Here is a 19,526-nt window from a genome sequence, read left to right on the forward strand (position 1 = left end):
GTCACCCACGACGCGTAGCGGAGTACTCCTGCTCGGGGCGTCCGGTGGTGCCGTATCTCAGCCGCATTTGGACCGTGCCGGAGCCGACCAGGTTGGCGAGATAGCGCTGGGCGGTGGCGCGGGAGATGCCGATGGCGGTGGCCACTTCGCCGGCGGATAGGGGGGCGGTGGCTTCGAGGATTGTGTGCAGGACAAGGTCTTTGGTGGGTGAGACCACCGTCGCTTGAAGGCTGGGCGTGGCGGCTGGGCGCAGCGCTTGGAGGGCCTCTTCGATGCTTGCGTTGTCGACCTGGGGTGCGGCCAGGGTTCGGCGGTAGCGGGCGTAGCCGGCCAGTCGGGCCGCAAGAATGGTGTGTGGGAAGGGTTTGACGAGATAGGCCAGTGCTCCTGCGGCCAATGCGGCTCGGACGCTTGCGCTTTCGGTGGCGGCCGTCAGCACCATGCTGTCGCAGTGCAGTTCGCGGACGAGGTCTAAACCGGAACCATCGGGCAGGTACACATCGACAAGTGCGAGGTCGATGGTGTTGGCGGCGAGCAGTTCCCGCGCGGCCGACAGCGTGTTGGCGGTGCCAGCGACGGTGAAACCCGCGATGGATTCGACGATTCCGGCGTGCAGGTTCGCCACCCGGAAATCGTCGTCGACTACCAGGACGGTCAGATCTGTTGCGGCCATGGCATCTCGCTGTCTACGAGCACTCCGGGGATTCGGGCAATGAACTCGGCGCCGAGCAGGGGCGGGCTGTCACCGCGCGGGCTGGCCAGCCGGACGTCACCGCCGTGGGCTCGTGCGATCTGTCGGATCAGTGCGAGGCCGACACCGCGTCCGCCGGGCACACCACCGTCCTCACGGGTGGAGGTGCCCTCGGTGAACAGGCTGTCGAGCATGCCGGTGGCGATGCCGTCACCGCTGTCGGCGACGGCAATGTGCAGTATCGAATCCTCCTGCACCAGTTCGACTTCCACCTGCTTCATCGGGTTGTCCGAGGTGCGGGCCGCCTCGATCGCGTTGTCGAGCAGGTTGCCGAGCACGGTTGTCACGTCGACGGGATCGGCGAGATTGCCAGCCACCCAGGTGTTCGGGCCGAGGACGAGTTCGACGCCACTCTCTCGCGAGTGCGCCGCCTTGGCTGCGAGGAACGCTTGCAGGTAAGCATCGTGAATCGCGTCGATACCCGGTGTGGCCGCCCCCAACGGGCCCGCGCCGATCAACTCGTCGATGACATGCGAAGCCTCCTCGGTGCGCCCACCGTGTAACAGGCCGCTGAGCAGGTGCATCTTGTTGGAGAACTCGTGGCGCTGCGCGCGCAGCACGGTGCTCATCGTCTGCACCGCATCGAGTTGGCGGGTCAGCGATTCCACATCCGTGCGGTCGCGCACGATGAGCACCGCACCGAGATCGCGGCCGTCGCGGCTGACCGGCCGTGCGGAGACGACCACGATGTGCGAGCCGACAGTGGCCGGGGTGGGCTGCTCGTCGAGAGACCGAAAGACTTCGAGAACCCTTGGGGTCAAACCGATCTCGCCCACCGGCCGACCGATACCGGTATCGATGCCGAGCAGCCTGCGCGCCTCGTCGTTGACGAACGTGGTGCGCCACGACGAGTCGACAGCGAGCACACCCGCGCCGATACCGTGCAGCACCGCCGCCTGACCGCGCACCAGTTCGGCGAGCTCGGCCGGCTCGAGTCCGAGTGTGAGCCCGCGCCACCGGCGAGCGAGCATGGCCGATCCGAGGATGCCGACAATCAGCGCCGCGCCGATGAGCAGCGCGGCGGTGCGCAGATCGGCGAGTAGCTGTCCGCGGATCGCCACGGTCGAGATGCCGACACTGACCTGGCCGACCACCCGATCGGAATCCGGTGCCACCACCGGCACTTTCGCGCGCATCGAGTCGCCGAGCGTGCCGCGTTCCTCGACGATGATTTCGCGGCCGGACAAGGCTTCCGACGGGTCGGTGCTGACATGTTCGGCCAGCCGCGCTTCGTCGGGGTGTGCGAGTCGGATGCCCGCCTCGTCGGTGATCACCACGAACAGTGCGCCGGTGCGCTGGGTCGTGTCGACAGCGATCCGCTCCAATGGGCCCGCGGCGAGTTGCTGCCGCTGCTCGAGATCGGGGGCGACAGTGCCCGCCGTGTACCGAGCGACCTCGCCGCGCACCGCAGGGTCGGCGGAAACAGTGCGCGCGATGGCGAGTGCGCGCTGGCCGTACGCGTCGCGCAGCCGTTGATCGCTCACGTAGCCGAACACCGCGAAGGCGACACCGAGGGTCAGCGTGACGACCACGATCTGCAGGAGCAGAACCTGGGTGCGTAACCGGACGGCCGGTGTGCCCTCATTGGCCATTTCCGCAGCATAATGCACCTCGACGTGCGTGAGCAGAATGCGCACAACCTTCGAATCGGGGAGTTTGCACGGGTTGTGCGCACAAGTCCCGATGTGTGATCCGGACCACGTAACTTTCGGTCTACCTGATCCAGTAGGAGCAAAGAGTAATGACCGAACCACTGATCGAGCTGCGGAGCGCGACGAAGCGTTTCCCCGGCACCGGAGGCGGCATCCATACCGCCGTCCGGAATCTGGACCTCGCGGTCCAACCCGGCGAATTCGTCGCCGTCGTCGGGCCGACGGGATGCGGAAAATCCACCACCCTGTCACTCGTGTCGGGGTTGGAACCCGCCTCCGCGGGGCGGACGCTGGTGCGCGGCAAAGATGTCGACGGCATCCCCAGCGGCGTGGGCTACATGTTCCAGCAGGACGCGGTGCTGCCATGGAAGAGCGTCCTGGAAAACGTCGCATTCGGCCCGCGGCTGCGCGGCGCCTCGAAGGCCGAGGCACGTGAGAAGGCCAAGAACTGGGTGCGCACGGTCGGCCTCGCCGGATTCGAGGGCTACTACCCGCATCAACTCTCCGGCGGCATGCGCAAGCGGGTCGCGCTGGCGCAGACACTGGTCACCGATCCCGAGATCCTGCTGATGGACGAGCCGTTCAGCGCGTTGGACGTGCAGACGCGGCAGCTGATGCAGGACGAGCTGCTGCGCGTCTGGGCGGGCACCGGCGCGGCGGTCATCTTCGTCACCCACGATCTGGAAGAGGCGATCGTGCTCGCCGACCGGGTGGTCGTGATGACCGCGAGCCCGGCGACGATCTGCGGCGACTTCACCGTGGGCCTGGAACGCCCACGCAGCGTCGAGGAGGTTCGGCTCACCACCGAGTTCCGCGACATCTACAAGGAAATCTGGGAAACGCTGCGCGATCAGGTCGAGGCAGCCCGAGGCAAGGGAGCCTCCCGTGTCGCATAGCGTGCTCACCGAGGCGGCCGAGTCGGCGCCCGAGGTCGAAATCGAAACCGAGCAGCAGATTCTGGACCGGGTGCGGGGCAATGCCCGCCGCGAGCGGCTGCGCACCTGGGGCCTGCGCGCCGCACTCGTCGCCATCTGGCTCGGCGCGTGGGAACTCACCGCCACGCTGTGGATCGACCCGTTCTTCTATTCGAAGCCGTCGGCGATTTGGGATCGCCTGGTCGAATGGTTCACCGAGGGAACGCAATTCGGCTCCATCTGGCTGCAGATCTTTACCACCGTGCAGGAAGCGGTGCTCGGCTTCGTGATCGGCACCGTCGCGGGCGTCGTGCTCGGCGTGCTGCTCGGCCGCAGCAAGTACTGGGCGGAGGTGCTTGCCCCGTTCATCAAGGCGCTCAACGCCGTTCCGCGAATCGTGCTGGCGTCGCTGTTCATCATCTGGTTCGGTCTCGGGCTCAGCTCGAAGGTCGCGACCGTGGTGGTGCTGGTGTTCTTCGCGGTGTTCTTCAACGCGTTCACCGGCGCGCGGGAAGTCGACGGCAACGTCATCAACAATGCCCGCATCCTCGGCGCGAGCCGCCGTCAGGTGCTGAGCTCGATCGTGCTGCCCAGCGCGACCACCTGGATCCTGTCGAGCCTGCACACCGCCTTCGGCTTTGCGCTGATCGGCGCGGTCGTCGGTGAATACGCCGGGGCCAGTAAGGGTTTGGGCCTGCTGATCAGCAATGCGCAGGGCACTTTCGACTCCGCGGGCATCTACGCGGGCATGATCATCATTACGGTCATCGCGCTCATCGCCGAATGGGCGATCGGTCTCGCGGAGAACCGATTGCTCAAATGGCGTCCCTCGCAGGCGACCTCGAACCACGGGATCTGACGATGAGGTACTTCAAGCATCTGACGATCATCGTCGGGGTGATCGCGGCACTGCTGCTTGCCACCGGTTGCCGGGATTCCCGCACTATTCCGATGGTCGATGGCCGCCCGCAGATCACCATCATGGTGGGTGGCCTGGAGAAGGTGATCTACCTGCCCGCCATGCTGGCCCAGCGCCTCGGCTTCTTCGAGAAGAACGACGTCGACGTGAAGCTGCTCGGCGAACAGTCCGGTGCGTCCGCGGAAACCGCGCTGCTCACCGGCGATGTGCAGGCCGTTGTCGGGTTCTACGACCACACCATCGACCTGCAGGCCAAGGACCAGTGCCTGACCTCGGTGGTGCAATTCGCCGACGTGCCAGGGGAAGTGGAGCTGGTGTCCGAGCAGGATGCCGCGACCATCACCTCCGCGGCCGATCTGCGCGGCAAGAATCTGGGTGTGACGTCGCTCGGCTCGTCGACCGACTTTCTCACCCAGGCGCTCACCGGGCAGGAAGGCATGAGCACCGCCGACTACACCCGCGTGAAAGTCGGTGCGGGCCAGACGTTCATCGCGGGCATGAACCACAATGGCATCGACGCGGGTATGACCACCGACCCCACCGTCGCGCAGATGGTGAACTCCGGCGACGCGAAGATTCTGGTGGACATGCGCACCGAGGAGGGCACTCGTGCCGCGCTCGGCGGGCTGTATCCGGCGTCGTCGCTGTACATGCGGTGCGACACCGTCGACGCGCACCCGGACATCGTGCGCAAGCTCGCGGCGGCGTTCGTGCAGACCCTGCAGTGGATCAAGACGCACACGCCGCTGGAGATCGCCGACAAGATGCCGCCGCAGTACGCGTCGGCGGGCAAGGATCTCTACGTCCAGTCGATCCGTGACTCGATCGGCATGTTCAACGGCAACGGGTTGATGAAACCCGAAGGTGCCCAGAATGTCCTGAACATCCTCGGCAAGTATTCGAAGAACGTGCGACCGGTGCGCGACCGCATCAAGTTGTCCGACACCTACACGACACAGTTCGTGGAGGAGGCGCTGCGGTCATCGCCGCGGTAACGGGCAGTTCCCTGTGACTCCGCTCGTCATCCCTTCGGAGGATGCCGCACGGGTTATCGCTCGATAACCTATGGTCGAGGTTATCGAGCGATAACCGGCACGACAGGAGGTACATCATGCCCGTGATCGCCACACCGGTAATCGAGGAAATCCTCGCGGACCTGCGCGGTTACCTCGACGACGAGCCACCCGCGCTCAGCCTGCCGCCGAGCGCCTACACCTCGCAGGAACTCTGGGAAATGGAGCGGGAGCGGATATTTCATTGTTCCTGGATGCTCGTCGCCCATGTCGATCAGCTCGCGGAGACCGGTGCGTATGTGGCAGTGTCCATTGCGGGGGAGTCGGTGGTGGTGACCCGCGCCGGTGACGGGACGCTGCACGCGATGTCACCGATCTGTAGGCACCGGCTGATGCCGCTGATCGAACCGGGCGCGGGTCGCACCGACGCCTTCACCTGTCGGTACCACCTGTGGAAATACGCCCTGGACGGGCGGCTGCGCGGCGCCCCGTACATGGGCGGGAACAAGGATTTCGAGCCGAAGGACTGCCGGTTGCCGCAGTTCGCGGTGCAGGAGTGGAACGGTTTCGTCTGGGTCAACCTCGACGCGGGCGCGGAACCGATCGGCGCCCATCTCGACCTCGCCGCCCATCAGTTCACCAATTACCGCCTGGCAGAGATGGTTCAGGTCGATTCGTGGTCGCTGCAATGGCAGGCGAACTGGAAGCTCGTGATGGAGAACGGACACGAGAACTACCACGTCATCGGACTGCACCGGGAGACGCTGGAACCGTTCATGCCCGGCGGTGGCGACGTGCACGTCGAGCAGTACTCGCCGTGGGTGCTGCACGCGCGGATCCCGTTCGTCGCGCCGGTGCAGCCGGAGGCGTTGGCACTCGACGAGATACAGCGGGCCAACGGCATGCTGTTGCTGTCGTTTCCGAGCAGCGCCTTCATCGGGTTGGGTGATCAGATCGTCTGGCTCAGCTTCATTCCGCTGGCCATCGATCGAGTCCAGGTGGTCGGCGGTGTGCTCACCACCCCCGAACTGGCCACCGGCTCCGACGCGGTGGCCAGAACGCAGGATGCCGTGACGGCGATGATCAACGATGAGGACCGCATCGGGCTGGAGGCCGTCCAGCGCGGTGTCGGATCCCGGTTCGCCGAACGTGGCCACCTCAGTCCGAAGGAACAGCCGGGAGTGCTCGCGTTCTATCGGAACCTCGCCCGCGCGCTGCTGCGCGAAGGCCCCTGGCCAGGCGCATTGTGAAGCGGCGACGGCGGGGTTACTAGCCTGGACCGCATGCCTGCGGAGATCTCGCGATGGAGCCCGGCGGCCGAGCGCATCCTGCGCACGGCCGCCCAGCTCATCGCCGTGCGCGGTTTCGCCGCCACCTCCACCCGTGACATCGCGGCCGCCGTCGGGGTGCAGCAGCCCGCCATCTACAAGCACTTCTCTGCCAAGGACGACATTTTGGCCGCCTTGGTCCAGCTGGGCCTGGAACGGCCGCTGGCGCTGGCCGACGAACTCGCGGCGTTGTCCGCACCCGCGGCGGTCACCCTGCACCGCTGGCTGCGGGAATCCCTCGAGCACCTGCGTGATTCGCCGTACCTGCTGATATCCATCCTCACCACACCAGAACTGCAGCGCACTCGCTTCTCGGCCGAAGTGGATCTGCTCGCCCGTTTCGATCGCGTCGTTATCGGGATGGTCGAGGCGGGCCAGCGCGAAGGCGACCTGCGCGCGATGAACCCGGTGTCGGCGGCGCGACTGGTGCAGGCCCTTTTCGATGCGCTTGCGCTCCCGGAGATCGCGGTGAGTCCGGCCGAGATCGTCGAATTCGCCCTGACCGGGCTGCTGTCGGATCCAGCCGGACTCCCCGAGATACAGCGCGCCGCGGACGCTCTGGTCGTCAGTCCCGCAAGTCCGTGAACCTGCGGTGGCACGCCGGTCGGCGGGATGTATTGACAATCCACAGGATTCGCCACAACCCGGAGGCGCTTGCGCGATCGTCCGTCACCGATGCCGATCAGGTGACGGGGCGAGCTGTATCAACTGCCCGCGCGCCGGTTCGGCCTTCTCCTGCGCCGCGAGGTCGGCTTTCCATGCACGGAAGCCTTCCTCGGTGCGGCCGCGCCGCCAGTAACCGGAGATGGAGGCCGCCCACTCGGCGGGCACATTGCGTTCGCGACGGATGTAGCGGCGCAGATCGTGCATAACGGACTTGGCCTCGCCGTGGATGAAGACCTGAACCTGTCCGTCGTCCCACGGCGCGTTGCGGACCGACTCGGCGAGCAGTTCGCCCGTCGCGCGCGTCCCGCGATGCAGCCAGGTGACCTCGACACCCGCGGGTGCGGTGAGCGTCAGCTCGTCCTCAGGGCCGGATACCTCGATGAACGCGCGACCGCGCGCGGTGGCGTCCATGGCTTCCAGGGCGGTGGCGATGGCGGGCAGTGCCGCCTCGTCGCCAGCCAGCAGATGCCAATCGGCATCCGCACGAGGCGAATACGCGCCACCGGGGCCGAAGGCGTCGATGGTCTCGCCCGGCTGAACCGATGCTGCCCACGGACCCGCGATGCCCTCGTCGCCGTGGTAGACGAAATCGACGGCGAGCTCGCCCGCTGCGGCGTCGAGGGCGCGAACGGTGTAGGTACGCAGCACGTCGATGCCGTCGCGCGGGAATATGAACTTCACGTAGGAGTCGCTGAACTCACTGGGCTCGAACGCCGAGAAGCCCGGCCCGCCGAAATGAACCCGTATGAGGTGGGGTGTCAACTGCTCGGTGCGTTGCACGGTCAGCGTGGTGCGGGGTCGTGCCAAGGTAACCTCCGATAATCAAATATTAGGGTTGCCTTACTAAGGTACCTGGTTGATCACCGGCTGCGCTGGGCAAGCTCAGTTCGCGCTCGGTCCCGTTCTCCGGCATCGCCGCCTCTGCGGCCGCGATGGTCATCGGCGTGATCGTCAACATCATCTCGCCGGACAAGGCCTTCGCCTACATCACCTCGGTCAGCACCATCGGCATCATCTTCGTCTGGGGCATGATCCTGGTCTGCCATCTGATCTACCGCGCCAAGGTGGCGCGCGGGGAACTGCCCGCCAGTGACTACCGGCTGCCTGCCGCGCCCTACACGACGGTTCTCGCGCTCGCGTTCCTCGGTCTGGTGGTCGTGCTGCTCTTCTTCACCGAAAGCGGCCGCACCGCGGTGGTTGTCGGTGCAGTCTGGGCGGTGGTGGTCTGCGCGGGCTATGTGGCACTCGACAAGCTCGGCCAACGCAGCGCCACACTCGAACCGGTCGAGTAAGGCGCCCGTCCCGGCAGACCGGTCGACAGCCGGCGAGGAGCGCGCATGGTCACGATCATCGGCGGTGGCGTCGCCCGCTGGCAACCGTTGCCCTCGAGTGGCGCATGGCTGAGGCGAAGTGCGAGAACACCTCTCGCTGATGTGCACTCGGCCTGGCCATCAGCCGCCTCTGCGCGCAACACGCTCGCATTGTCCCGGGTCGCCGCACCAGGACACGGAAGTCGCTAGCATCCCCACCTATGATCACCGTCGCCACCTGGAATGTTCTGCATCGCGTGCATGCGGAGAACTGGGGCGCGGACGTCATCGGGCGGTGGCCGGTCGAGGTGGAGCGGATCGCCGCGATCACCGCGCGGGTAGCCGAGCGTGACGAGCACGTCATCGCGCTGCAGGAGGTCAGCGGGGATCAGCTGGAAAGTCTGCGGGTTACCTTGCCGGGGCGGACTATTCACGCGTTGCGGTATCCGAGGGTTCCGGTGCCACGGCACGGTGCGAGCCCGTTGCGCGATTCTGGGGAATACCTCGTGCTCCTGGTCGACGGAGACGGACAGGAGGTCACCGCCGAGCCGTTCGAGAACGATCCGGGCAATGGGGCGCTCGCGGTCCGAACCGCCGGACTGCTTGTCATCGCCACCCATGTGAGCGGCGATCGTCGCCGCACCCGACAGATGGCGCGGCTGGCCGAATTGGCCACCGGTGTATCGGGATCCGCCGCCGTGCTGCTCGGCGACTTCAACATCGACCGCACCGCTGTCGAGGCCGGTCTCGGCGACGGCTTCGTCATTGCGGACCTCGCGCCGGACTCGCTGCCGACCCGGCCACGCACGTCGGGCCCGAAGTCGCAGTTCATCGATCACGTGGTCGTGCACGGGGCCGAGGTAGGCGATGCGGGAGTCGATGACGCCGTCGAGCTATCGGATCACAACGTGGTTCACGCCACTATCAGTATCTGAGCGCGCCATGGTCGGGGTTTGGGCGATTTCGGCGGCGGCGCGTTCGCCGGAGCGGATGGCGCCGTCCATGTAGCCCATCCAGGTGGTGGCGGTTTCGGCGCCTGCCCAGTGGATGAGGCCGGTGGGGGTGCGCAGGGCCGGGCCGTATTCGGTCCAGGTGTTGGGTGGCATGAAGGCGCCGTAGCAGCCTCGGGTCCATTCGTCGGCGGACCAGTCCTTTTCGATGTAGTCGCGTGGGGTAGCGGCGGCTGGGCCGAAGAATCGTGTCAGGCAGGACAAGACGATCTCGCGGCGTTCCTCGGTGGCGCGGCGAGCCAGTGCTCGCGCGTCGCCGCCCTCCAGAAAGGCGAGCAGGACACCGGGATCGCCGTCGGGCGGGGAGTTGTCGAAGGTGACTTTCACCGGACCCGTTGCGGCGGTGACCTGTCCGGACAGTCCCTCGGCGCGCCAGAAGGGGCTGTCGTAGACGGCCATGCATTTGATGACCGAACCGTTGGGCATGCGCTGGGTGAGCTGGTCGCGGTCGGCGGGCAGTGCGGGGGAGTAGACGAGCCGACCGGCCAGGGTCGGGCTCATCGCCACGATCACCCGGCGAGCGTGGATCCGGGCTTCGTCACCGTGCACGATGACGGACGCGTTCAGCTGCTCGATCCTTCGCACCGGCGTACTCAGCAGCACCCGATCACCGAGCTCGGCGGCCAGGGCCAGTGCGATGCGCTGGGAGCCGCCGACGATGCGAGTTTGCTGTGCGCCGCCATCGGTTTCGATCATCGGGTCGACCCCGCCGCCCGCATTCAGGTAGGCCAGTAGATGCAATAGCGAAACGTCGGCGGGGTCGGCGGCCCAGACCGCCTTGCAGACCATGGTGATGGCCTGTCGTGCGACCGCCGTGCGCAGGTTGCGTCGCATCCACGATTCGACGGTCTCGGTGTCCCACGATCGAGCCCGCGCCGCCGACCACGGCGCGTCCGCGGGGACCGTGCGGGCCATTCGATCCAGGCGCTGCAAGCCGATCCACGCTTCGAGCAGCGCGGGGGAGGCGATCAAGGGGATTCGGCCGCGGTAGCGATGCAGCCGACCACGATGCTCGAAAAGATGCCTGCCCGCGGTGTGGGTGGGAAAGGTCTCCAGGCCCAATTCGGCGATCATGGCCAGCACCCGATCCTGTCCGGGCCCGACCCACTGCCCGCCGATCTCGACGATCTTGCCGTCGCCGATCGGATGATTCAGCGTCCGGCCGCCGACCCGATCCCGTGCCTCGACGACAACCACATCGAGGCCGTGCCTCCGCAGCTGCCGCGCGGCCGTCAAACCGGCAAGACCCGCGCCGATCACCGCGACATCCACCGTGTGCTCGAGGCTCATTGTGACCACCGATCCGCCGACTCCGGGTCGTCGGTCAACGACCTGGTCGTTCGACCAGACGCTATGACCCCGGGGGTAGCACCGTCAACTGGCTGGTGATCATGTGAGAAAGTATTGCGAGCCATAGCCGCGGCGACATCGGGTTCGACCGAGACGAATAACGACGTGCGATCGCGATCCACAGATACTCCACTGTCGTATGGAGGTTTGGATGACAACCAAGACGCTGGCCGAGTTGGTGCCCGGCGACCTGCCCCCAGGAATCGCCGCGCTACCCCCGGACGTACTGACCGAACTCGCTTCCGTGGTGATGCGGGCCGGGCGCGAACAAGGCGAGGAGCTCGGGGCCGCGGCGATGTCACTGCTGGACTTCGTGCCCCGCTTCCTGCGCGGAGCGGTGAAAAAGGCGGCCGGACTGTGACCGACGCCGACCTAACGGTGAGCACCCAGTTGATCAAACTTGCACGGACGCTGGGTGTTCCGGTCGATCAGCTCACCTATCTCGCCGACGTGCCCGACACCGACCTTCGCGATTTCCGATTCCAAGTTGCCGACCTGTTTTTCGAGGGACAGTCCGAGGGCCTGCGCAGGGTCGCCGCCGCGAGCAAGGTGGTTCCCACTCCGATCATCGCGAAGCTGGTGACGCGCAGCCGCAACGCGCTGTTTGCGGCGCGGATGTCCGGGGTGCTCGATCCATCGCACGCCGTGGACGTCGCCAAACGCCTGCCGACCGACTTCCTGGCCGACGTCGCGACGCAACTCGACGCACGCCGAGCGGCACCCATGATCGCAGGGTTGCCCACGGCCACCGTAGTCGCCATCGCCGAAGTACTTGCCGCGCGGAGTGATTGGCTCACTCTCGGCGATCTGGTCGCCACCATCTCCGACGAGGCGGCGCGGGCAACCGAAGCGGTTCTCGACGGTGTCGCCCTGGTCCGTTCGGCCTATCTGGTCGACGATGCCGAGTACCTGGAGCGGTTCGTCAACCTCGCCTCGGTATCGAAACTCACCGAAATGCTCAGGGCCGCGGCCGAACACGATCTGTGGTCGGAATTTCGGCCGACCCTGGCCGCACTGTCGGAATCCGCGGTCGAGGCGGTACGCACCGCGGCGGAGCGGCTGCCGCCTGAGCTCGGCGACCGGGCGTTGGCCGAGATCGCCGATCGCCGATCTGCTTCGTAGCCTGCCTGAGCGTCAAGGCTTTTCAGCGGCCGCCTTGAGCGCATTGAGCCGCACCTCCTGCACCTCGCGAACCTTCGCGGTGTTGTAGATCAAGGTGAGCCCGATGCCGCCCATCGACTCCGACACCGTGACCTTGGTTCGGGTGTCGTCGAGCGGCTCGAGCACGTGGTGGTCGACCGCTTTGATCCACATCGAGATTCCGGACCAGGTGAGCTCGCGACCCGGGTCGACGACGGCGAAGGTGGAGCTGACGGCGCCGCTGCCGATCTTCCAGCGGAAGGTGCCGCCGGGCGCGACGTCGGTCAGATCCAACAAGTCGAAGCCGGGATACCAGGTCGGCCAGTTTTTCACATCCGACAGGATCTGCCACACCCGATCGGTGGGCGCATCGATGACGATGGAGTGCTCGCTGACGATCGGCGCAGCGGTGTCGATGCGGCCCTTCGTCGCGTAATCCTGGTGCAGCGTTTTCAGATCCGGTCCGCTGTAGAACAGTTTGCTCGCCACGGAGCTCTCCTCAGATCGACCGCGGTCGCGGTCAATCCACGCTCCTCCGGTACGCGGCAGAGAGTACCCGCATCTGCGACAAAAGTCGCTACAATCGCGCCGAGTCTATGCCGGGTTCGTGCCTCGGCTGGGCATCATCGCGGCCGCGACCACCATGACAAGAGCCATCACCGCGACCGCCACGAACACCAGGTGCACCGCCGAGGACAGCGTCGCGGCGGTGGGGTGGTCGGTATCGCCGATGCGGGAGTTGACGATCGCACCGAAGACCGCGACACCCACCGCACTGCCGATGGATCGCGCGAACATATTCGTCGAAGTCACGACGCCACGTTCGGTCCACTCCGCACTGGTCTGGGCTGCGATCAGGGTGGGGGTGGCGACCAGGCCCATGCCGATGCCGATCACGAAACACGACGTGGCGATCTGGATCAGCGTGGAGTCCGCGTCGATCAGCAGCGTCGACGCGGCGCCCAGGGTGGCCAGTGCGCTGCCGATCAGCGCGGTGAAGCGGAAGCCGATGCGCAGATACACCTTTCCGGCTTGGGAGGCGGCCAGCGGCCAGCCGAGGGTCAGTGCGCCGACGGTCAGACCCGCGACGAGGGCGCCGGTGCCGAGCACACCCTGGGTGAACGTCGGTACGTAGGAGGTCAATCCGAGCAGGATGGCGCCGACGAGCAGGGACACCAGGCTGCTCGCGACGATTACCCGTCGGGTGAACACCCACAGCGGCAGGATCGGGTTCTCGGCGCGCCGCTCGACAAAGCCGAACAGTGCCAGCATCAGCGCGCCGCCGCCGAAGATGACGATGCTGGTCGGTGCCGACCAAGCCCAGGCCTGACCACCCTCGAGCAGTCCGAGGATGAGCGCGCCCGCGCCGACGGTGAGCAGGCCGGCGCCGAGGTAGTCGACGCGCTGTTTACGGCGCGGCGCGCTCTCGGTGAAGCTGCGCAGCAGCATCCACGCGGCCAGAGCGGACAGTGGCAGGTTGATCAGGAAGATCCAGCGCCAATTGATGTACTCGGCGAACACCCCGCCGAGCAGTGGGCCCAGAACCGAAGACATTGCCCACACGCTGGCCAGGTAGCCCTGCACCTTGGCGCGCTCGGACAGTGTGTACAGATCGCCGGCGATCGTCATGGTCATGGGCTGGATCGCTCCGGCGCCGATGCCCTGTACCGCGCGGAAGATGATCAACCCGAGCATGCTCGTCGCCAGTCCGCACAGCAGCGAGCCGAGTGCGAACACCGCGATCCCGAACAGGATTACCGGTCTCCGCCCGACGGTATCAGCTAATTTTCCGTATACGGGAACCGTAACCGCTTGTGCGAGTAGGTAAATCGAGAACAGCCAGGGGAACTGATTGAAGCCGCCGAGATTGCTCGTGATGGTGAGCACCGCAGTCGCGATAATCGTCGAATCCAGCGCAACCAGTGCGGTCGCCAACATCAGCGCACCGAGGATCGGGCCACGCTCGGATCGGAATCCGACGGATGACTCCACTATCTCGGTCGCCACCGGGCGGCCCCTCTCGTTCGTTCGACTAACCATCTCGAACGAACGTATCGTGGCTTCAGCTATTCCCGCACGGAAATATTTCCAGCTGTGGCGAACTCGGCAGCTTTGTCGGGTGCGCTCGCGTGCAGGGATCCCAGGGTTGGACTCCGATGGCGCTGCCCGACGGCAGCGGCTGGATCGTTGCCCTCCCCGGGCGAGTTGGTGCTGACGGTGCGGGAGCCGCGACTGCCCGCTGTACTGGAAGGCTGCCGAACCGATCTCCGAATGGGCCGTCGACCCCGGCTCGAATCGGCCGGGGTCGACGTGGCGATCGGCGAGCCTTTGCTACGAAGGCAACCTGACACGACCGTACGCAGCTCGAACGCCATTGCGGGACTGAACTGTTCGGCACGAGCCTCGACCCGGCTCGTGGCTGGAGTGGCGGCGCGGACTCAGGGCAGGGTCGAGGGCTGCTCGACGGTGACCGGTTCCGGGGCGAAATAGCCTTCGGCCGCGCCGATAGCTGCTCCCACTGCCGCGCCGGCCGCGGTAAAGGGTGCGGACGCCATCGCGAAGCCGAGCGCCGCACCTATCGGCGGAACGATCACCAGGCCTATCGGTGCGAATGGCAGCCCGGCGACGAGGCCGGCGACCACGCCGATGACCGCGCCGGTGACAGAGATCGGACTGGCGAGCACAGTGCCTACCACCGCGCCGACTGCGGCGCCGCCGAGAGCGTGGTCTGCGATTCGCTCGGAACGTGCCTCGTCGATTCCGGCCGAAGCGAGGGCCTGGGCCACGGCGGCTTGCGTGTTCGCGGCCGCATCGTTGATCTGCGCGCTCTGGTCGGGGTTCAGCCACTCGGGCCGGTCGACCTCGAGGTGGCCGAAGCGGATTCGATCGTCTGCTGCCTCGATCGGTGCCACCGACGGAGTGGGCGCGGTGAGATCCGACGCGGGCAGGATGTGCGGCTCGACGGCCGTATCGGCGATGGATGTCGCGACGCGTGCGTCTGCGCTCGGGGCGTCGAACAGCGCGGCGGCGGTAATGCTCCCGAACGCAGTCGAATTGCCGACGATCGCCGGCCCGTACGGCGTTTGAATGATCGTTGCGTCGGCAGGTAATTGCTGGTCAGCGGTGGCGGTGCCGGTACCGATCACAGCGAGGGACAAGGGAAGTGCGCCAGCGACCACGAAGGAAGCCGCGCGCACATAGAAGGGACGGGTCGGAGTTTTGTGCGGATGTGTGCCCATGGATGACCTCATTCTGTACGTCGATGCATACCTACCGCATTCGTAGCCGAGGGCCGTTCGGATGAATGTTGAAATCGTGGAATCACATTCCGGTCAGTCGGTTCGTTCGGCTGGTCGGCTCGAGCGGGGGAGCAGGGCCTCGACCAGTGGTCGCGCTCGGGTGGGCGGACCGGTCGCACCGAACGCCTGCACGGTGGCGTAGACGCCCTCCATCACGAGGTCGAAGTGTGGCCGCCGACTCTGATGTCGCCATCGGGCCAGGTGGCGGGTGACTGCTGAGTAGACTGCCGGGCATGTCGATCGCTTCGTCGCCGTCACGGACGCCAGGGGCGATCAGCGGCTACGACGCACGCTGGGAGCAGCATAATTCCGAGCGGCAGACGCTGATTTTGCAGGCCGCCGTCGCACTGCTCGAGGAGAGTCCGGCGGGTACCGACGTGCCCGTTCACCAGATCGCGAAGCGGGCGGGTCTGGCCAAGTCGGTGGTCTATCGGCAGTTCAGCGGTCGCGAAGAGCTGGAACGCCGCGTTCGGTCCTATCTGGCCGATGACTTCGCGCAGGTGCTCGACGCGAAGCTCGACGTGTCCAACGGTTCGATCCGGGAGATTCTCACCCGCACGATTCGTGCCGTCGCGGACTGGATGTCCGACCACCCACGCCTCGTCGAATTCGCGCGCACCGGCCCCACCCATACCGGGGATCCGAGCATCGATGCGGTGAGCAGTCTGAAACTGCGCATGTCACACACGGCGCAGGAGCTCATCGCCTCGATCGGCCGGATGATCGGCGCCGACCCCGCGCCGTTCGCGTCTGTTCCGTTCGCGGTGGTGACGATGGTCGAGGGTGTGTTGGCCACCTGGATCAGGGAGCCGCAGCCGAGCAGATCACGTGCGGAGATCGTGGCCGACCTTGCCGAGTTCGCCTGGTATGTGCTCGACGGCGCGGCACGGTCGATCGGCCTTGTTGTCGATCCGGACGACGAATTGACCGCGGTGATCGCGGGTTTCACCGACGCGGGCGAGGCCGCGGTCGATTCGTGATGCCCGATCAGCTGCCGACGGCCACTCTGCGCTCCGGCTCGCTGCGATAGCGCGAGGGTGCGCCGTCGATGTGCAGCATCTTCCACAACCGTCGAGTCACCGGATTCATCAACCCGAGTTCGTCGGCAAGCGAACGCATGTCGCCGAAGTAGCCGGTCAGGATCTTGCGGGCCTCCGGGCTGCGCCAGAATGCCTCCTTGATCACTTCGCGCGGGATGTCGAACTTCGTGGCGAAAGACCGTGGGGGCGTCATGATTTCGCCCGCCAGCCAGCGCATCGCGAGTGGGAACGCCAGTGCGCATACTGCGGTCGAGGCCGGATTCAGCTTCGCGATGTGCGCCTCGAGGAACTCGTTGGCGAACGAGATGTGCCGCGCTTCCTCGGCGATATGGATCTCCATCGTGCGCAGCACCGCGGGCGGGAGGTTTCCGCCCTGGCGGATCAGTGCCTTTTGATAGTGGTCGATCGGTTCCTCACCGCCGAGGATCCCGATGACGAGGATGACATGTGCGTAACCGCCCGCGACACCGATGAACGGCGACAGCGCCCGGAACACCGGCCGCATCCCCGGCACGTCCACACCGATCCGGTTGACCAACTCCTGGAACATCTGGATGTGATTGCACTCTTCGGTCATCTCGTGCAGGCAGTAGCGGAACTCGGGAGAACCGTTGGGCAGCTTCATGATGTATTGCATCAGGCCTCGAATCAGGATGCTCTCGAAGGCGGCGCCCACCTTGATGGTGTTGGCTACCCGCCATTTCCCGATCTCGATCTGGCGAGCCCGCGGCAACTGCCGGTACCACTCGGTGGCGCCGAGCGGGTCGATCTCCGGCGAAAGTATCCACCGCGGATCCTTCGGGTCGATCGCGAAATCGGGTCCGTCCCAATCGATGTCGAGGTATGGATCGAAATTCCTGGTGACCGAACCCTCCGACAACGTCTGTAGGACTTCGCGATAGTCCTGCTTCCGATTCCCGGTGCGCGGCGAAGTTGACAGCGTCATCGGTGCCTCCTCGTGTGTGGCGTGCATCTCTCTATGGATAATTTACCGAGACTTGCCGTCCCAGTAAATACCCTGACGCGATGGCATCGTCGCGCATTACCTGCTCGCCTACGGCACCGAAGAGCAGAAACAGCGGTGGCTGCCGAAGATGGCCAGCGGCGAAGTGGTCGGCGCGATCGCCATGACCGAGTCAGGCACCGGTTCGGACCTGCAGAACGTGAAGGCCAAGGCGATCAGGGACGGCGACGAATACGTCGTCAACGGATCCAAGACCTTCATCACCAACGGCGCCCAGGCCGACCTGATCATCGTCGTTGTCAAGACCGACGTCAGCCAGGGCGCCACCGGGATCAGTCTGGTGCTGGTCGAGGCCGGCCGCGACGGCTTCCGTCGCGGCCGGATCCTGAACAAGATCGGCCAGAAGAACCAGGACACCTCCGAGCTGTTCTTCGAGGACGTCCGCATCCCGGTCACCAACCTGCTCGGCACCGCGGAGGGCCAGGGCTTCGTCCAGCTCATGCAGCAGCTCCCGCAGGAACGCCTCATCATCGCCGTCGGCGCCGTCGCCGGAATGGAGACCGCGCAAACTGGCCGAGGTCGCCACCGAAGCCAAGGTCGCCCGCGTCTTCACCGACGACTGCATCGCCAAACACATTGTCGGAGAACTGGACATCCCCACCGTCGCGATGGCGAAGTGGTGGACCACCGACCGCGCGATGTCGGTCGCCAGCGAATGCCTCCAGCTACACGGTGGATACGGCTACATTCAGGAGTACCCGATCTCCCGCATGTGGGTAGACAACCGCGTGCAGATGATTTACGCGGGCACGAATGAAATCATGAAGGAGATCATCGCTCGGAGCCTCTGACCGGACTGCGCGGTGGTGGGTATGGGTCGCCGACCGCCGCGCCGGGTCGAGGTGGCCATCTAGTGGTGTAGCTTCGGTCTGTGCCGCGCTGGTTCCGAGTTCACGCTCCAGAGGAGGACGCGTGGTATTGGTTCGAGGTGGGCGATGACGGGTGGGTACTGCGACAGGCAGTGTTCGTAGCGGCATTGCCCGTACCTGTGCCTGATGCGCCTGTCCCGATCATCGACGGTGTTGTCGGCGGAGCGTCTGTTGCGGCGTCGGCTGACGAACTTGTCCGGGTGCGCGAGATGTACGGGTTGCCTGGCGTGCAGTTTTACGAAGCCGTTTATGGCGTGCTGGCCGAAGGGCCTATTGGCACTGCGGAGGGTGCCGTGGACGCTGCGCGGGCAGAGTTCGAGCAGGTATGGAACATGGCTCTGCGGCATCGTCACTTCAGCCGCTACGACACCGGTCCGCTCCCGGTAGGGACACGTGTGTCGGGGACCGTGGCTGCCCTACCTTGGGGGCCGGGTATTACAGGGTTGTTCGTGGATATCGATTCGGCGGCCCAGGGCTTCCGGTCGCCGGACGACCGCCCGGCCGGATACTTTGTGGACCTACTCAACTTGCCTCGAAATCCCGAGGATTGGCCGCGGGTCGGAGCCGTTCTCTCACTGGAAGTAACGACCATCCGCATCAGTCTGCACTCGCTGAACAAACGCACGGATATCCAAGTCAGGCTCCGGCCAGTTCACGACGCGTGAACCCGGCTCTCGGGTTGATCGCGCAGCGGCCGGCGGTGGCAGATCGCCAGCATCAGTCGGGAGAGGCTGCGGCAGATCCTGAAGGCCGAGGGGATCTCGTGGCAGGCCACGAAGACATGGAAGGCGGGCAAAGATCCCGAGTTCACCGTGAAGATGAACCGCGTCCTCGACCTCTACGACCATCCGCCAACGCGTCTTCGAGTGCCTCTGGTGGTGTCTTGAATCCGAGGATTTGTCGAGGTCGTTGGTTGAGTTCGTCGGCGGGCACCGACCAGTTTCGTGACGTACTCCCGACCGCGGCGGCGTGTGCGCGGATGGCATTCGGCGTTGAATGCTTGTGGGCTGGTCGGTGACTCGGCGAGTGAACCGTTTACCCGTCTTGGGCGGGCACTTCAAATGCGCGTCCGCCCGTCGGGGTCCGACACGGCGAATGACCGGTGCGATTATGGCAAATTCACCGCAATAGTGTGCACTCGCTGATGTGTTGCGTAGTGGCACAAAAGAAGTCCGGCCCCGAGGGGCGGCACGGACGGAGCGGTGATCTACCGAGACCGAATCAGGCGGCGGGCTGGGGCT

At 65.8% G+C, this 19,526-nt stretch carries 18 protein-coding genes and 2 pseudogenes; 12 read left to right on the forward strand and 8 right to left on the reverse strand.

Annotated elements, in window-relative coordinates; all coding sequences use genetic code 11:
• Window position 1: 1 nt before the first annotated feature.
• Together ACFQZZ_RS08405 and ACFQZZ_RS08410 are read right to left on the reverse strand one after the other, a co-directional pair.
• Window positions 2-673 carry a response regulator gene (locus ACFQZZ_RS08405; protein WP_378676288.1) on the reverse strand — a complete coding sequence of 224 codons (672 nt, stop codon included), beginning with the start codon at window positions 671-673 and terminating at the stop codon, window positions 2-4.
• Window positions 655-2,343 (reverse strand): ATP-binding protein, encoded by a 1,689-nt coding sequence (locus ACFQZZ_RS08410; RefSeq protein ID WP_378676291.1) that lies wholly within the window; start codon window positions 2,341-2,343, stop codon window positions 655-657. Before ACFQZZ_RS08410 ends, ACFQZZ_RS08405 begins: the two co-directional genes overlap by 19 nt.
• Window positions 2,344-2,492: 149 nt before the next feature.
• Between ACFQZZ_RS08410 and ACFQZZ_RS08415 the strand changes: the two genes are divergently transcribed.
• The 5 genes from ACFQZZ_RS08415 to ACFQZZ_RS08435 all read left to right on the forward strand — a co-directional run bounded on the left by ACFQZZ_RS08415 (window position 2,493) and on the right by ACFQZZ_RS08435 (window position 7,162).
• Window positions 2,493-3,299 carry an ABC transporter ATP-binding protein gene (locus ACFQZZ_RS08415; protein WP_378676294.1) on the forward strand — a complete coding sequence of 269 codons (807 nt, stop codon included), beginning with the start codon at window positions 2,493-2,495 and terminating at the stop codon, window positions 3,297-3,299.
• Entirely contained in the window at window positions 3,289-4,176 is an 888-nt protein-coding gene (locus ACFQZZ_RS08420) for an ABC transporter permease (RefSeq protein WP_378676296.1), read from the forward strand. The genes ACFQZZ_RS08415 and ACFQZZ_RS08420 overlap by 11 nt, the downstream gene beginning before the upstream one ends.
• Window positions 4,177-4,178: 2 nt before the next feature.
• Window positions 4,179-5,231 carry an ABC transporter substrate-binding protein gene (locus tag ACFQZZ_RS08425; RefSeq protein WP_378676299.1) on the forward strand — a complete coding sequence of 351 codons (1,053 nt, stop codon included), beginning with the start codon at window positions 4,179-4,181 and terminating at the stop codon, window positions 5,229-5,231.
• 116 nt (window positions 5,232-5,347) lie between these two features.
• On the forward strand, window positions 5,348-6,499 hold the full coding sequence (locus ACFQZZ_RS08430) for an aromatic ring-hydroxylating dioxygenase subunit alpha (RefSeq protein ID WP_378676302.1): 1,152 nt from the start codon (window positions 5,348-5,350) through the stop codon (window positions 6,497-6,499).
• A 33-nt stretch (window positions 6,500-6,532) separates the two neighbouring features.
• The gene (locus ACFQZZ_RS08435) at window positions 6,533-7,162 is read left to right on the forward strand and encodes a TetR/AcrR family transcriptional regulator (RefSeq protein ID WP_378676305.1); all 630 of its coding nucleotides are present in this window, start codon (window positions 6,533-6,535) and stop codon (window positions 7,160-7,162) included.
• An 84-nt stretch (window positions 7,163-7,246) separates the two neighbouring features.
• Here the strand turns inward: ACFQZZ_RS08435 and ACFQZZ_RS08440 are convergent, their stop codons facing one another.
• Complete coding sequence (locus ACFQZZ_RS08440) at window positions 7,247-8,050, reverse strand: siderophore-interacting protein (RefSeq protein ID WP_378676308.1); 804 nt, start codon at window positions 8,048-8,050, stop codon at window positions 7,247-7,249.
• Window positions 8,051-8,103: 53 nt separating this feature from the next.
• Between ACFQZZ_RS08440 and proY the strand changes: the two are divergent.
• Both proY and ACFQZZ_RS08450 read left to right on the forward strand, forming a co-directional pair.
• Window positions 8,104-8,535, forward strand: a pseudogene (gene proY, locus ACFQZZ_RS08445) (proline-specific permease ProY); the annotation flags it as partial.
• Window positions 8,536-8,774: 239 nt separating this feature from the next.
• Window positions 8,775-9,488: an endonuclease/exonuclease/phosphatase family protein gene (locus ACFQZZ_RS08450; RefSeq protein WP_378676311.1), complete on the forward strand. Its 714-nt coding sequence runs from the start codon at window positions 8,775-8,777 to the stop codon at window positions 9,486-9,488.
• On the opposite strand, the gene ACFQZZ_RS08455 is transcribed toward ACFQZZ_RS08450, so the two are convergent.
• A complete protein-coding gene (locus ACFQZZ_RS08455) occupies window positions 9,447-10,853 on the reverse strand; it encodes a flavin monoamine oxidase family protein (RefSeq protein ID WP_378676314.1) in 1,407 nt (468 codons plus the stop codon). The two genes, ACFQZZ_RS08450 and ACFQZZ_RS08455, sit on opposite strands and share 42 nt — an antisense overlap.
• 211 nt (window positions 10,854-11,064) lie before the next feature.
• Here ACFQZZ_RS08455 and ACFQZZ_RS08460 point away from each other — a divergent pair, with 211 nt between their 5' ends.
• Together ACFQZZ_RS08460 and ACFQZZ_RS08465 are read left to right on the forward strand one after the other, a co-directional pair.
• Window positions 11,065-11,274: a hypothetical protein gene (locus ACFQZZ_RS08460; protein WP_378676317.1), complete on the forward strand. Its 210-nt coding sequence runs from the start codon at window positions 11,065-11,067 to the stop codon at window positions 11,272-11,274.
• On the forward strand, window positions 11,271-12,035 hold the full coding sequence (locus ACFQZZ_RS08465; RefSeq protein WP_378676320.1) for a hypothetical protein: 765 nt from the start codon (window positions 11,271-11,273) through the stop codon (window positions 12,033-12,035). The genes ACFQZZ_RS08460 and ACFQZZ_RS08465 overlap by 4 nt, the downstream gene beginning before the upstream one ends.
• A gap of 12 nt (window positions 12,036-12,047) precedes the next feature.
• On the opposite strand, the gene ACFQZZ_RS08470 is transcribed toward ACFQZZ_RS08465, so the two are convergent.
• From ACFQZZ_RS08470 to ACFQZZ_RS08480, 3 genes are all read right to left on the reverse strand, one after another.
• Window positions 12,048-12,542, reverse strand: coding sequence for an SRPBCC family protein (locus ACFQZZ_RS08470; protein WP_378676322.1), 495 nt, complete (start codon window positions 12,540-12,542; stop codon window positions 12,048-12,050).
• A 105-nt stretch (window positions 12,543-12,647) separates the two neighbouring features.
• Window positions 12,648-14,060 (reverse strand): MDR family MFS transporter, encoded by a 1,413-nt coding sequence (locus ACFQZZ_RS08475; RefSeq protein ID WP_378676324.1) that lies wholly within the window; start codon window positions 14,058-14,060, stop codon window positions 12,648-12,650.
• A gap of 431 nt (window positions 14,061-14,491) precedes the next feature.
• Window positions 14,492-15,292: a hypothetical protein gene (locus tag ACFQZZ_RS08480; RefSeq protein ID WP_378676327.1), complete on the reverse strand. Its 801-nt coding sequence runs from the start codon at window positions 15,290-15,292 to the stop codon at window positions 14,492-14,494.
• A gap of 293 nt (window positions 15,293-15,585) precedes the next feature.
• Here ACFQZZ_RS08480 and ACFQZZ_RS08485 point away from each other — a divergent pair, with 293 nt between their 5' ends.
• The gene (locus ACFQZZ_RS08485) at window positions 15,586-16,332 is read left to right on the forward strand and encodes a TetR/AcrR family transcriptional regulator (RefSeq protein WP_378676330.1); all 747 of its coding nucleotides are present in this window, start codon (window positions 15,586-15,588) and stop codon (window positions 16,330-16,332) included.
• Window positions 16,333-16,339: 7 nt separating this feature from the next.
• Here the strand turns inward: ACFQZZ_RS08485 and ACFQZZ_RS08490 are convergent, their stop codons facing one another.
• A complete protein-coding gene (locus ACFQZZ_RS08490) occupies window positions 16,340-17,338 on the reverse strand; it encodes a diiron oxygenase (RefSeq protein WP_378676333.1) in 999 nt (332 codons plus the stop codon).
• Between the two features lie 79 nt (window positions 17,339-17,417).
• On the opposite strand from ACFQZZ_RS08490, the pseudogene ACFQZZ_RS08495 reads away from it, so the two are divergent.
• Together ACFQZZ_RS08495 and ACFQZZ_RS08500 are read left to right on the forward strand one after the other, a co-directional pair.
• A pseudogene (locus ACFQZZ_RS08495) lies at window positions 17,418-18,207 on the forward strand (acyl-CoA dehydrogenase family protein); the annotation flags it as partial.
• Between the two features lie 80 nt (window positions 18,208-18,287).
• On the forward strand, window positions 18,288-18,950 hold the full coding sequence (locus tag ACFQZZ_RS08500; protein WP_378676336.1) for a hypothetical protein: 663 nt from the start codon (window positions 18,288-18,290) through the stop codon (window positions 18,948-18,950).
• The last annotated feature ends 576 nt before the right edge of the window (window positions 18,951-19,526 follow it).

The organism is Nocardia sp. GCM10030253 (genome assembly GCF_042675075.1).
Taxonomy (GTDB): Bacteria; Actinomycetota; Actinomycetes; order Mycobacteriales; family Mycobacteriaceae; genus Nocardia.

What these genes read in the sequence shown, in the direction of transcription:
- ACFQZZ_RS08480 (WP_378676327.1), bottom strand. Translation starts at nt 15,292, where the DNA reads ATGGGCACACATCCGCACAAAACTCCGACCCGTCCCTTCTATGTGCGC.
- ACFQZZ_RS08425 (WP_378676299.1), top strand. Translation starts at nt 4,179, where the DNA reads ATGAGGTACTTCAAGCATCTGACGATCATCGTCGGGGTGATCGCGGCA.
- ACFQZZ_RS08405 (WP_378676288.1), bottom strand. Translation starts at nt 673, where the DNA reads ATGGCCGCAACAGATCTGACCGTCCTGGTAGTCGACGACGATTTCCGG.
- ACFQZZ_RS08410 (WP_378676291.1), bottom strand. Translation starts at nt 2,343, where the DNA reads ATGGCCAATGAGGGCACACCGGCCGTCCGGTTACGCACCCAGGTTCTG.
- ACFQZZ_RS08430 (WP_378676302.1), top strand. Translation starts at nt 5,348, where the DNA reads ATGCCCGTGATCGCCACACCGGTAATCGAGGAAATCCTCGCGGACCTG.
- ACFQZZ_RS08435 (WP_378676305.1), top strand. Translation starts at nt 6,533, where the DNA reads ATGCCTGCGGAGATCTCGCGATGGAGCCCGGCGGCCGAGCGCATCCTG.
- ACFQZZ_RS08415 (WP_378676294.1), top strand. Translation starts at nt 2,493, where the DNA reads ATGACCGAACCACTGATCGAGCTGCGGAGCGCGACGAAGCGTTTCCCC.
- ACFQZZ_RS08485 (WP_378676330.1), top strand. Translation starts at nt 15,586, where the DNA reads ATGTCGATCGCTTCGTCGCCGTCACGGACGCCAGGGGCGATCAGCGGC.
- ACFQZZ_RS08490 (WP_378676333.1), bottom strand. Translation starts at nt 17,338, where the DNA reads ATGACGCTGTCAACTTCGCCGCGCACCGGGAATCGGAAGCAGGACTAT.
- ACFQZZ_RS08460 (WP_378676317.1), top strand. Translation starts at nt 11,065, where the DNA reads ATGACAACCAAGACGCTGGCCGAGTTGGTGCCCGGCGACCTGCCCCCA.
- ACFQZZ_RS08455 (WP_378676314.1), bottom strand. Translation starts at nt 10,853, where the DNA reads ATGAGCCTCGAGCACACGGTGGATGTCGCGGTGATCGGCGCGGGTCTT.
- ACFQZZ_RS08450 (WP_378676311.1), top strand. Translation starts at nt 8,775, where the DNA reads ATGATCACCGTCGCCACCTGGAATGTTCTGCATCGCGTGCATGCGGAG.